We start from the raw sequence: 13,366 nt of genomic DNA, 5'->3' as shown, positions 1-13,366 counted from the left end.
CAATTACATACGGTTATCGTGCCAGAAATTCACTGGGAAGTGATTCTCTTCATGGTATGCCTCAAATTCATAACCTTTTTCTTTTAGACCCTTTAAAATTGCTGGCACAGCAGCAACTGATTGCGGGTGAATGTCGTGCATTAAAATGACTTCTTGCGGTTTTGTTGCACCAGCTAATACATTTTGAGCGATTTGCGCTGCCGCTGCATCCACTGGTACTTTATTGTATTTCCAGTCTAAAGAGTCAATTGTCCAGTCCCACACTTTTAAACCATCCTCAACTACTTTATTTCGGAGACCTTCATTTAAACCAGGCATCGATCCGTATGGAGGACGTGTTAATTTAGGGGCTTTCCCAATAATATTTGCGATTAAGCCTTGATCTTCTTTCATTTCATTAACATACTCGCCATTTTTATATAACTTCGCAAAATTGTGTGTCATACTATGCATTCCAACATAATGTCCTTCTGCATTTTCACGTTTTACTAAATCAGGAAACTGTTTCACATTCGCACCAATTAAAAAGAATGTCGCCTTCGCATCATGCTGTTTTAACATATTCAATAATTCAGCCGTATATTTTCCTGGCCCATCATCAAATGTAAGGTAAGCAACTTTTCTTTCCTGTCCATTAAAACGACTTGGTGCCGTTTTATTCATTTCAACTTTCGGTTGTTCACTTGCAAGCTGTATTACATTTTCTTGTTTCGCAACAGCTTTTGCTGGTGAAGTAATAGATTGAAACATGAAATACCCAATAGCTACTGCTGCAATCGCTATTAAAACGACTACTACTCGTTTAATATTAAAAGCTTTTTCCATTCTATCGATTCCCTCTCCCTATTAATCTTATATATAAATCACCCAATATAATTATACATCTATTTATTTTATTACACTATATAAACAAACAATATATGAATTATAGTGGGAGTTTTATCAAAATTATTGTTCCTGCCTCAACAAACTCTTTATTCTTTTCATACCAATTCTTGATTGCACTATGTACAACTTTCAAGAAGATTTGTTTTAACCTGTTTGATCTTCCATCAATTCAATTCGCTTTCAATTTGTAATGAGATGAATCTATTTTCTCTACTTTAGGAGTTAATTACCAATTATTCTCCTCTAGTATATCGTACAATTACACCTTTTGTTTATATAAATTTAAATGATTTGAATGTAGACTTGAAAAACCTAGTAGCTTTTCTACTAAAAAAACAAATAAAGCAATCCATTTCCATAAAAAAAGATTGGCTGAGGCCAACCTTTTTTTATACTTATTCATTTCGAGTTGGTTTTGGTGTAACACCTAAATGCTCATTTAACTTATTCGAAATATCTTTCACATTTTTTTCGTTTGGAATGTAATAATAAATACCACCAATACGTTTATCCGTTCCTTCTATTTGCATTTTTTCCATTTGCAGGTCAGATCCAGCCATATTTTTCGTAATAGCAAGCATATCATCAAACGTTAAGTTTGTTTTCATATTTTTATCAACTGCATCAAGTAGAGAGCCCATTTTACTAATAGATTGAACAGACATTGCTTTTTTCGCAATTGCTTCAATTACAAGTTGTTGTCTTTGACCACGCATTGCATCACTGTCAATTTTACGCGTTCTAGCAAGTGCAAGGGCTTGTTCACCATTTAAATGTTGGTAACCTTTTTCTAAATGGATCATACCTGCTTGGTCTTTACTATCTTGTTCTGTGAAAGTAACCGGTACATCAATATCAATACCACCAATTGAATCTACAATTTGTACAAATGACTCAAAGTTAAACTTCACATAATAATCAACTGGAACATTTAAAAATCGTTCCACTGTATCTCTTGTACTTTCAACACCGCCAAATACGTGTGCGTGTGTAATTTTATCTAATTTCTTTCTAGATGGAATATAAACACGTGAATCACGAGGAATACTTACTAATTTAACGGATTTATCATCTTTATTAATTGTCGCTAATAAAAGTGCATCTGTTCGAACTGCTTCGCCATATTGGCTTTTTCTCATTTCGCTTCCGTCGACACCCATGATTAAAATCGAAATATTATCCTTTAAGGGTTCCACTTCTTTGTCCCTTTTTGATGACTTATCAATTTTTGCATATGCATCACTTACAACAGCTTTTGCTTTGTTATATATAAACGATCCATATCCTACTCCTCCAAAAACAAGTAGGAAAAATGGAATTAAAATGAACCATTTTATTGATTTTCTTTTAGAACGTTTTTTATTGCTTCTCGTGTTTTGTTCTAATTCAGAGCTCATGTTCATTCTCCTCTCTTTCTCTTTTCCTAGTATAATGTATGTCTAGTAATCTTCATATTGAATTTCCTTTCAATCACCTTACATTTTTGTAAGGTTACATCATGAATCCAATATGTATTCCATTTCACATTATACTCTCGTACTCATTTTTGGCAAGTCACTGTTTATCAACTTCAAAAATTTAACACTTCTAAACATTCTAATTTGCAGATTTATCATTCTGTTATTTGCAGGTAGTAAGATTTTCACCTCACAATTTAGCAGGAATAAAGAGTCAAGTTTGTGCCGTGAAATTTTGATTGGTGAAGGCTAATAATCAGTGGGAGATGAACACCCCCTCTGATTAAAGTTTCACTTTATTATTTCTCATTTGGTGTGTATATCATTTGCTTCCCATTATTATTAATTAAAGCTGATTTTGCTTGTACTTTCGTTTTTTCTATTTCTACATCTTTATTTGAGAAATTCACAATAATTTTAATATCTTTTCCATATGAAGCAGATTGTACTAGCTTATCTTCTGACAGATATGCAAAGTTCGTCATTTCTTCTTTTACTGCTTTTTCATGAACTTCATTCCAAACTTTCAGATGCTGTGTAATTTCTTTTTTATGCTTATTCCACTCTACTTCATCTAAATGGTACAACGGAGGAACATTATACAATAACTCATATAACATACGATTTCCAACTTCATCTTTCACCTTCAAACTTCCCCATTCCCAATGGTGCGTTGTAATAACGGAATCGTTGTATACTAATTTATATAATGGTACCGAATATACTGGATTTAAATATACTTGCTTATATTCTTCTTTCAACGGTACTTGTTTTGCATATTTTTCGGGAACATTTTGATTTGGTGACCAATATCCACCTACATAATACGGGCTTGTTTTGTTTTTTCTCATATCTTCATCGTCCCATTTAATAACTGGCGTTTCAATTCCATGAGCAAATGCAATCGTACTACTCGCAAAATCATTTCCGCCCTCTGAGCCAACTACCATACCTTTTTCTTGTGCAATATAATCCATTCGTTTTAATCGTGCTTTTAAATCTTGTTCTTGTGTCGTTAAATGTTTTGTTGAATAATCATCATAAATTTCGCCCGTCGCGTCACAATCAATAAACCATGAATTATATTTAGGGCCATTTTGTAATATATCGTTCATTCGTTCTTTTACACTAGGAAGTGATAATGTCGGATTTAATTTTCGGCCTCTCCCTAAAAACCCTTGCACTTTCTCTCCATTTTTCTTCGTTACAGTTGCTTCTTCATATAACGATGGATCATTAAAGGAAGCTGTGTTCCAATTTTTATCACCTTTTTCATGAATGGAATGATAAGAATCATACGGACCAACTAAATATCCCATTTTCTTAGCTTCTGTAACAAAATTAGGTTGCATATATCCTTGTTCCCAGTTCGGTAGACCAATCCATGCCTTTTCTATCCCGGCCTCTTTCATTTCCTTTAGTATATCCGTTCCATCTGCATTACCCCATTTACTTACTTCTTCAACCGCATCACCGAGTACTGACTTTAGTAAATGTTTATTTAAGCTATACAGCTCTGTCTTCGATAAGTGATCTACACCTTTCTTTAATAACACACTAGCTTCCTGATCAACTTTCGGGAAAATATCCTCTTTATACAATTCCTTCATTGATAATGCTTCGTTTACATAACGCAAAATAACATTTTTTTGATACTTATCAATGAAATCTTGTTTACTTACTTGTTCAAATACATTCAGTTCCCCAGGCTCTGAACTATTCTTTTGAATAAGCTCTTTTATATGGCTAAACAGCGGACTATTTATTTGCTCCCTTAGCTTTGGCCAATTTACATTACTTTCTGATAAACCATTTTGATTCCAAAAATAAAAATGACCTGCACCGTAAAGTTTTTCAATTTCTTTATTTTTTCTTGCCTTTTCTTGTAATGTTTTAAATTCACCTTTTTCAATAATATTGTCCTTGTATAGTTTTGCGATACTTACTGCATCATTATTTGTCACATATAATTGAAAGCCATATGTTTTATTTTTATTTATACTCGGGAATTCATGTGTAAAATCAAACCCTATTTTCGGATCTGAATGAAATTTCAATTCATTATTAAACATATTATTCGCAATATATACGATCGAATATTTAGAACCATTTAATGCAAAAAACTTCATAGAAAATGATTCAGCAAATGAATACGAATCATCCTTTAAAAACTTCTTCCAATTCTCATCATTACTTGGAATTTGCTTACCTTCCCATAATGGAAGTGTATAATTTTCAGCTTGTACTTTCGGCCATGTAAAGCTTTCTGCACCAGTCGATTCCACTTCGATATTTAAGTGATCTTTTTTCTTTTCTAAGTTTACTTTTACTTTTTGATCTGGATATTCCCACGATGTATGATCCTTGTCTTTTTTTAAATTCGATACCTTCATTTTTGGTAACGGTTGTGATGCCTGTTCCTTTACACCATCATGTTCTACAGTTAACGTAAAAGTCTCTGGATTTACATCGTAAGTAAAATCTTTATACGTCGCTTTCTTTATTTTAGACTCTTGTACAGCATTATTACCTTTTACATCACACCCGACTAAAGTCGAAAATGATATAGTTGTAAGAAGACATATCGCTATCATTTTTTTCATCTTCTGCACCTCCACCACTGAATATACAGGTGCTTTGTTACAGGAATGTGGCAAAAAATAATAGAGCTAGCATAACGCTAGCTCTATTATGAGTATAAAAAATTCTCAAATAACTATAATTTATTTTTTAATATGTAATACAGCGGGACTTTAATCCTTGTTTTTTACTCTCACAAATAATGTGATTAAACAAATTAAAGTTTCACTAGGCTTTCCTTAACTGAAAAAGTAAGTGTATATAATATATCCTAAAACTAGCACTAAAATTAATATCCCTGTACCTTTCCAATTCATGCCCCCTGTTATATCAACAGGGCTACCTGATTCCGCTCTATTGAGCCCATCATTCAAAGAACCGGTAGGGTTATTTTTTAACTCACTTTGTCTTATGTGTTCTCTTTTTTCTTCTGGTGACTCTTTTGAACTCATATAATCACCTCCAAAATTAATACGCTCTTTACTGAATTATACAATACTCATTTTCATTTTATATGCTGATTTAAAATATATTTACAACATAAAAAAGCTAGCGATGCTAGCTCTTTTTATAATCCAATATGTTCTTCCTTATTTACAGTAATCCCCTTATGATCGATCTCAAGCTCACATACTTTCATAGCTGTAAATACTTTCGCTAATTGCTCAGCGATTTCTTGACGCTTCTCATACGGCGTTAATATGAAAATGGATGGCCCCGCACCGCTAAGCGCCGTTCCATATGCACCAAATTCTTTTGCACATTTACGAATAGATGGTAATAGCGGTACGAGTTCTAATCGATACGGCTCGTGAAAATGATCTCTTTCCATCATTTCACCTACAACTTCCCACTTCTTTTGACAAAACGCAGCTACTAATACGTTGCTTATCGCACTAGCTTTAACTGCTTCATGAAACGGAAACATTTCTGGTAATACAGATCGGCTTTCATCTGTATTTAGCTCTTCATTTGGAATAAGAGAAATTACGCCTAATTCCTTACTTTCAATTCTTACAACCGAAACATTCTTTCCATCAAGTGCTCCGATTACAGTTCCACCTAATATAGAAGCAGCAACATTATCTGGATGCCCTTCAAAATTTGTAGCAATTTGAACTTTTTGATCAGTTGTTAAGTGTAAATTTCCAAGTTGATTCGCAAGCTCTATTCCTGCTACAATCGCTGATGCGCTACTTCCTAGCCCTCTTGTCAGCGGAATATTACTAGTAACTTCTATTATATGGGGTGATAAAGAAGGACATACTTTACATGCCGTGCTAACAATTAAATTTTTATCGTCTTTTGGAATTGAATCGTCAAAAGAATGTATCACTTGCCACTTATCAGCTTCTCCCTTTACACTTACTTCTAAATATAATGACAAAGCTATTCCAACAGAATCAAATCCTGGTCCAACATTCGCTGTACTAGCAGGAACACGAACTCTTAGTGGTATCACGACATAATCACCCCTTTAATATGATCTTTAATTTGTTCTATATCATTTGACACACTTGCAATATCAAATTTATTAGAAGAAATTGCGATATCAGGATCTTTTAAACCATTTCCAGTTAAAACTGCAACAACTGTTTCGCCTTTTTTGATTTTCCCAGATTGAACATGTTTAATTACGCCCGCTAATGAAGCATTCGATCCTGGCTCTGCAAAAACCCCTTCCGTTTTTGCTAACAATCTATACGCATGTAATATTTCTTCATCTGACACCATATCTATTTCACCATTAGACTGTTCGGCAGCCTCTACTGCATACGACCAACTTGCCGGATTACCGATGCGAATCGCTGTTGCGATTGTTTCAGGTGCCTCAATGACATGTCCTTTTACAATTGCTGCTGCTCCTTCCGCTTCAAAACCGTGAATTCTTGGCTTCTTATAGCCTTTTTCTTTCTCATATTCACAGAAACCTTTCCAGTATGCTGTAATATTACCCGCATTCCCAACTGGGATAGCTAAAACATCTGGTGCATTTTTCAACTGGTCACAAATTTCAAATGCTGCTGTTTTTTGCCCTTCAATTCGGTAAGGATTTACCGAGTTAACTAATGTAATTTGCTCCTCTGCAGCAATATTTCTTACAGCCTTAAGTGCATCATCGAAGTTCCCTTCTATTGAAATAATTTCCGCTCCATAAGCGACCGCTTGTGCTAATTTCCCATGCGCAATCTTTCCTTCCGGGATTACGATAATACATTTCATTCCGAGGCGGGCCGCGTATGCTGCAGCTGATGCTGACGTATTACCTGTTGATGCACAAATGATTGCCTCCGAACCTTCTTCTTTCGCCTTAGCAACTGCCATTACCATACCACGATCTTTAAACGAGCCTGTCGGATTCGCTCCTTCATACTTCCCGTATAACTGAATCCCTAATTGTTTTGATATATTTAATAATGGAATAAGGGGTGTATTCCCTTCCATTAAGCTTACGTCAGGTGTGTTTTCATTCACTGGTAAATAAGAAGCATATTGTTTTAATAATCCTTTATACATATTGTTTTTCCTCCTCAATAATATAGTAACTGTTTATTTCACTTGCGACAGCTTCTATCGCTCCTAAAACTCGTTCAAATTGATACTTTGAAGTTTGATGTGTCACAACAACGACTTCTGCAAGTTCCCTATTTAAAGGTAATTGAATAACTTCTTTTAAACTTACAGAATAATTAACGAAACATTCTGTTACTTGTTGCAACATCCCTGGCTCATCTCGTAATGAAATACGTAAGAAATATTTCGAAACAACTTCTTCATCTCCTTGTAATTCGTAAGGCACTGGTTCTTTTAACGCACTTTTATTTTTCGGAACTTGATTCATATTTTTAACGATTGAAATAATATCACTTACTACAGCAGAGCCAGTCGGTAACTTCCCTGCTCCAGGCCCGTAAAACATCACTTCTCCTACTGCTTGGCCATGAACATACACCGCATTGAACTCATTATTTACATTCGATAACGGATGATGACTTGGTAATAAAGTCGGTTCCACACTTAAATGAATGGCTGATCCGTGTTTCTCCGCCTTACCAATTAATTTCATAGTAAACCCTAACTTTTCAGCCATTTGTAAATCTTCTTTTTCGATCTTTCGAATCCCTCTTACTTGCACATCATCTAAAGAAACATTCATCGAAAACCCTAAGTTCGCAAGGATTGCTACTTTTCTCGCCGCATCTAGTCCATCTACATCTGCTGTCGGATCTGATTCTGCGAATCCTAATTTTTGTGCTTCCTGTAAAGCCTCTTCATACGACCATCCATTTTGACTCATCTTTGTTAACATGTAATTTGTTGTTCCATTTACAATTCCCATTATTTTTTCAATTTGATCCGACGCTAACCCGTCTGTTAATCCTCTTAATATTGGAATCCCACCCGCTACACTTGCTTCATAACATAAATCACATTCATTTTTATTTGCCAATTGCAAAAGCTCCGCACCGTATACGGCCATTAAATCTTTATTTGCTGTTACGACATGTTTCTTACTTTGCAAAGCCTTCATAATATGTTGTTTCGCTTCTTCAATTCCGCCCATTACCTCTACTACAATATCAATATTTGAATCATTTAGAACTTCATCGACATTACTTGTTACTACGATTCCATCAATGCAAACATCACGTTCTTTTTCCAAATCACGTACAACGACTGCCTTTACCTTTACTGCATATCCTGTATCAAGAGCAATCTTTTGATAATGTTCTTTCAAAATATGGACAACACCACTTCCGACAGTACCTAACCCTAATACCCCAACATTAATAACATTATTCATCTTCTAATCTCCTCCTAAAATTTTATTGTTTATCTCTATCAATCACCTTGCTCTGCCATTTTTCCATGCAGGTGGTGGTTATTTCCGTACGTACTAATCGTTTCATATTACCGCACCTCCTTTCAAAGTAATAAAAAAACACACTCATCCCTAGGAAAGGGACGAATGTGTTTTCGTGGTTCCACCCTTGTTCCAACCTAGACTTATTTTCTTCTAGATTGCTCAAGTTCAGATAACGGCTGATACCGTCAATAATTACTAGATTACTCGTTCACTATTGAAGTTCAAAGGTGGTAAGATCATTTCTCGTGTTAGGAAGCTCACAGCCTTGGCCTCCCTCTCTGTAAACCGTAAAAATGATTTCATGTCCTTATCGTTACTTTTTCGTTCATGTTTATTTGTTAACTCATTATACTCGCATAAAAAACAAAATCAATACTATTTTTTAATTATTTTTAATTTTCAATCTAAAAACTATAAAAAAACACACTCATCCCTAGGAAAGGGACGAATGTGTTTTCGTGGTTCCACCCTTGTTCCAATCTAGACTTATTTTCTTCTAGATTGCTCAAGCTCAGATAACGGCTGATACCGTCAATAATTACTAGATTACTCGTTCACTATTGAAGTTCAAAGGTGGTAAAATCACTTTTCGTGTTAGGAAGCTCACAGCCTTGGCTTCCTTCTCTGTAAACCGTAAAAATGATTTCGTGTCCTTGTCATTACTTTTTCGTTCATGTCTATTTGTTAACTTATTATAGTTATCAACTTTTTAAAAAGCAAGCCTATTTTTATTAACTATTTTCAAGGTAATTTTTTATTATATTTCACAATAACATTATACAAATGTTCCTCTTATTACCTATATTGTAAATTTTCAACCTATAAATCAGCCATTTACATATAAATAAATTGTTCTAAAACGAGAAGCCTCCCACTCCCTAAAACTATATTTATAAAATATTTTCAATACAATCTTTTCGTATAACTTTCTTCTAAAGAACGTGCAACTTCCTCTTCTGACGCATTCACTTTCGCATGTTCCATTAACATTTTTGCTGCTGAAGGTAACTCTCTTTTATTTAACCAAGATTCTGGATCCCACATCTTAGAGCGAATAAAAGCTTTTGCGCAATGAATATAGCATTCTTCTATTTCAACAACGATTCCAAGTAACGGATTACGTCCATTAGCCTGCATTTCTTTCAAAATTTCTTCATCGTTTGTAATATATGCTTTACCGTTTATTCGGAGTGTTTCCCCAAGACCAGGAATAAAAAAGATTAATCCTACGTGCGGATTCGAAATAATATTTAAAATAGAGTCTATGCGACGATTACCCGGTCTTTCAGGGATGATAATTTTATTTTGATTTAATACATATACAAATCCAGGTGCATCTCCTCTCGGCGAAGCATCACACTCTCCTAATTTATTTGCAGTAGATAACACTAAAAAAGGAGATTTAGACAGAAAATCTACACAATGATGATCAAGTGATGAAATAACTTTTTTCAAAGCCCGTTCACTTGGTTGCCCCAATATTTGTCGTAATTCTTCCTCTGTTGAAATAATTGATTTTATTTCCTTACTTTCTATCCCCACTTATACCCGCTCCTTTTTCTTTATTTCCCCAAAATTCAATACGAATATTGTATAATAAAATTTGCAGAAAGGGGAATTAAAATGACAGAGTGGTTAACGATATTTGATACTGAAGGAAATACACTTGGAAAAAAATTACGTGATGAAGTGCATCGCGATGGCGATTGGCACGAAACATTTCATTGCTGGTTTATAGAAAAAGATGATGAAGATATGTTCTTATATTTCCAATTGCGCTCTAAAAATAAAAAAGAAGCTCCGGGTATATGGGATATTACTTCAGCTGGACATATTATGCATGATGAAGATGTACAAATTGGTGGCCTACGTGAAATTGAAGAAGAATTGGGGCTTTCCTTTCAAACTACTGATTTAGCATACAAAGGAATCTTTAAAATAGATTATGAAATTTCAAACCTTATTGATCGTGAGTTTTGTCATATGTATTTTCACAATGTAATAAAACCACTTTCATTTGCACCAGGTGAAGAAGTAGACGATGTGATGAAAGTACATGCAACATCTTTTCTACAACTATTAAAAAGAGATATTTCATCTTTAACGACTATTTCTGCTCTAAACAGTAAACCGATAACGATAACATTTGAAGATATTTATCCATATGACCTTGAATACTATGAATTTGTTGTAGAACAAGGAAAAGAATTGCTAAAAAATAATAGTTTGTAAATAATATATGACTCCCAACTTAAATTACTCGGGAGTCATATTTTTTCATTATTTCTCAAGTATCTTTAACCTTTTCTCTACTCGTATAAATAAACGTATGATTAACAATAGCATAACAATCATAATCGCTATCATTGTATGTGTATATCTAAACAGTATACTAATAACACTTCCAATTAACATCATAATGAATCCATTTTGTTTCATCACTTCTGCACTATACCTGTTACCCGCATCCCATAATTCTTTATTTTTCATAGATCGTTTCGTACGGTAACCATATGCTGCGTTAATATCCGTTGGTGGATTTTTTTGAAGAATAAGTGCAGCAAGTATAAATATAACACCAATTAATATGCTCATTCCTATGTTTACTAGTACATCTATCAATTATATCCACCTCCTAACTTACACTTTCATTATACTATACAACTTTAAACATCCCAATTATTAACATTTTTATTTTCTCTCTTTAGATGTCTGAAACATACTTGGAAGTGTTACAAAACGTGCTCCTTTCGTTTTTAACTGCGGAATGATTTTGTCTAGTGCATCTACAGATCCTTGTAAATGCCCACCTGGAGTTGAATGTTGCAGTATGACACTACCAGGAAATGAATTCCCTAACACATTATTTGTAATCGTATCAGCACTTACACCTTTCCAATCAACTGTATCAACACTCCACTGTACAATCATAAAATTTTGCTCAGTCGCCCAATTCAATTGATTTTCAAGTATTTCACCATAAGGCGGACGTATAAATTTAGGAGCATAGCCAGCTAAACGCTTTAATATTTCTTCTGTTTTTATTATTTGATTCCGGTACTCTGTCTCATTTACTTTCGCTAAATTCGGATGACTATACGTATGATTACCAATTACATGCCCTTCATTCGCAATACGCTTTACTACGTTCGGATACTTTTCAGCATTTTCACCAAGCAGGAAGAAAGTAGCTTTCACATTATGTTGTTTTAACCTATCTAAAATTTTTGGCGTAAATACTAAATCTGGTCCATCATCAAATGTAAGAGCTACTTCCGCTTTATTGTATGGTCCTGAAAATGCATACGCATATTTTTCGACCCACGAAAATGGTGTCCATGATCCACGATCTTCTTTTATTTGAACTTCATAATTTTGAGGAACATGTAAAGCGTATGGCAATGAACTTATATAGTCTCCATAATAAAATGAGTTATATGGCATATAAGCATACGAAACATTTCGCTCTAATCCCCATTGAAATGGAACGAACATCTCTGGTGAATAAAAATAATACATGATAAAAACCTCCCTAAAATTTCATATGTGATTCAGCTGCACTTTGTTAGAGAAATTCTTATTCATGAACAAAAATAAGACTGTCCATAATTAGGACAGTCTTACTTCTTTATATTATTAATAAATCGATGTACTATCTTTCGGCAAAGCTTTCACATGTTTTAAATAACTCGTCACTTTGTCATCATCATCTTGCGGATATTGATATCCATATGTGTTAGCAATTTCGTTCGCAACTTCCCTAAATAAATCACCCATTACAAAGAATGACTCCCATATATTTTCATATTCTGCATTTGAAAATGTCTTTCTAAATTGCTCCCACGTATCTTTTTCAACATATTGCTCGAAATGCTTACCAAACTTTCCGGTATTCACTGTAAAATTTGTTTTCATGCCAATATGCCATTCTATCATTACGATTAACATATCTCGCATTGGGCCTTCAAGCATTCCTTTCGCATAAGAAAGTTCCTCGCGCCATAACCCTTTCCCTACATTTGTGCTGCACCACCAAAATTCATTACAGCAATCGAAAAACTCTTTTTCTGTAGGCTTTTTTATAACGTAATCTTTATCACTTGCTGGCGGAAATTCTCCAATACAATTGTCTTTATCCAGTAGTAATTTACTTAAACTATCCTGTCCAATAAATTTATTTATTAAATCCACTGGAACTAGCATTAAATCCATCCGGTTTCCATCCATAAACTGCATTAAATACGGAAATTTCCCGTCTTCATCTGCTGGAACTAACGACATTTCTTCCGGCATTTGAACAATCATTATTTCTCCAAATCTATGAATCCAATTATGATTAGATGTAAAAGGTTGTACTTCTTTTACAACATAAATAATATCATAGTCTTGAAAACAATCTTTTTTCACATTCGGATTCACACGTGATCCATTCATGATGACAGCTCGAATTCTTTCATCCTCTTTTGCTGTATTTATAATTAAGTCTAGCATCTCTTTTTCAGTTCTCATCTACTTATATCCTCCAATTTTTAATATATAATATAGCGCTATGTATATTGGAGGTCCACGAGCT

Annotated in this window: 12 protein-coding genes and 2 other annotated features; of the genes, 1 reads left to right on the top strand and 11 read right to left on the bottom strand. The window is 34.2% G+C overall.

The features are described from left to right. Nucleotides 1-3: 3 nt before the first annotated feature. The 8 genes from EXW56_RS09635 to EXW56_RS09600 all read right to left on the bottom strand — a co-directional run bounded on the left by EXW56_RS09635 (nt 4) and on the right by EXW56_RS09600 (nt 10,335). Nucleotides 4-825 (bottom strand): peptidoglycan-N-acetylglucosamine deacetylase, encoded by an 822-nt coding sequence (locus EXW56_RS09635; RefSeq protein ID WP_002158249.1) that lies wholly within the window; start codon nt 823-825, stop codon nt 4-6. 458 nt (nt 826-1,283) lie between these two features. Beyond that, nucleotides 1,284-2,285, bottom strand: a complete 1,002-nt coding sequence (locus tag EXW56_RS09630) for an LCP family protein (RefSeq protein WP_215558326.1) — start codon at nt 2,283-2,285, stop codon at nt 1,284-1,286. Nucleotides 2,286-2,644: 359 nt separating this feature from the next. Next, nucleotides 2,645-4,948 carry a glycoside hydrolase gene (locus EXW56_RS09625; RefSeq protein WP_215597397.1) on the bottom strand — a complete coding sequence of 768 codons (2,304 nt, stop codon included), beginning with the start codon at nt 4,946-4,948 and terminating at the stop codon, nt 2,645-2,647. A gap of 216 nt (nt 4,949-5,164) precedes the next feature. Then, nucleotides 5,165-5,377, bottom strand: coding sequence for a DUF6366 family protein (locus EXW56_RS09620; protein ID WP_002200831.1), 213 nt, complete (start codon nt 5,375-5,377; stop codon nt 5,165-5,167). A gap of 116 nt (nt 5,378-5,493) precedes the next feature. Continuing rightward, a complete protein-coding gene (gene thrB, locus EXW56_RS09615) occupies nt 5,494-6,387 on the bottom strand; it encodes a homoserine kinase (RefSeq protein WP_002200832.1) in 894 nt (297 codons plus the stop codon). Beyond that, nucleotides 6,384-7,442: a threonine synthase gene (thrC, locus tag EXW56_RS09610; RefSeq protein ID WP_002200833.1), complete on the bottom strand. Its 1,059-nt coding sequence runs from the start codon at nt 7,440-7,442 to the stop codon at nt 6,384-6,386. Before thrC ends, thrB begins: the two co-directional genes overlap by 4 nt. Continuing rightward, nucleotides 7,435-8,730: a homoserine dehydrogenase gene (locus EXW56_RS09605; RefSeq protein WP_002200834.1), complete on the bottom strand. Its 1,296-nt coding sequence runs from the start codon at nt 8,728-8,730 to the stop codon at nt 7,435-7,437. Before EXW56_RS09605 ends, thrC begins: the two co-directional genes overlap by 8 nt. A 154-nt stretch (nt 8,731-8,884) precedes the next feature. Then, nucleotides 8,885-9,116 (bottom strand) — a binding site (T-box leader). A 114-nt stretch (nt 9,117-9,230) separates the two neighbouring features. Beyond that, nucleotides 9,231-9,462: a binding site (T-box leader), on the bottom strand. Between the two features lie 234 nt (nt 9,463-9,696). Further along, entirely contained in the window at nt 9,697-10,335 is a 639-nt protein-coding gene (locus EXW56_RS09600) for a pyridoxamine 5'-phosphate oxidase family protein (protein WP_002200835.1), read from the bottom strand. A gap of 81 nt (nt 10,336-10,416) precedes the next feature. Here EXW56_RS09600 and EXW56_RS09595 point away from each other — a divergent pair, with 81 nt between their 5' ends. Further along, the gene (locus tag EXW56_RS09595; protein WP_002200836.1) at nt 10,417-11,025 is read left to right on the top strand and encodes an NUDIX hydrolase; all 609 of its coding nucleotides are present in this window, start codon (nt 10,417-10,419) and stop codon (nt 11,023-11,025) included. 48 nt (nt 11,026-11,073) lie between these two features. On the opposite strand, the gene EXW56_RS09590 is transcribed toward EXW56_RS09595, so the two are convergent. The 3 genes from EXW56_RS09590 to EXW56_RS09580 all read right to left on the bottom strand — a co-directional run bounded on the left by EXW56_RS09590 (nt 11,074) and on the right by EXW56_RS09580 (nt 13,302). After that, entirely contained in the window at nt 11,074-11,412 is a 339-nt protein-coding gene (locus EXW56_RS09590; protein WP_070128245.1) for an SdpI family protein, read from the bottom strand. A gap of 72 nt (nt 11,413-11,484) precedes the next feature. Beyond that, nucleotides 11,485-12,312 (bottom strand): peptidoglycan-N-acetylglucosamine deacetylase, encoded by an 828-nt coding sequence (locus EXW56_RS09585; RefSeq protein ID WP_002200838.1) that lies wholly within the window; start codon nt 12,310-12,312, stop codon nt 11,485-11,487. A 117-nt stretch (nt 12,313-12,429) separates the two neighbouring features. Next, entirely contained in the window at nt 12,430-13,302 is an 873-nt protein-coding gene (locus EXW56_RS09580; protein WP_002200839.1) for an aminoglycoside 6-adenylyltransferase, read from the bottom strand. Nucleotides 13,303-13,366 lie beyond the last annotated feature (64 nt).

Origin of the sequence: Bacillus mycoides (genome assembly GCF_018742245.1) — a bacterium.
GTDB classification, from domain to species: Bacteria; Bacillota; Bacilli; order Bacillales; family Bacillaceae_G; genus Bacillus_A; species Bacillus_A cereus_U.
This window is presented reverse-complemented; position numbering and strand designations above follow the sequence as displayed.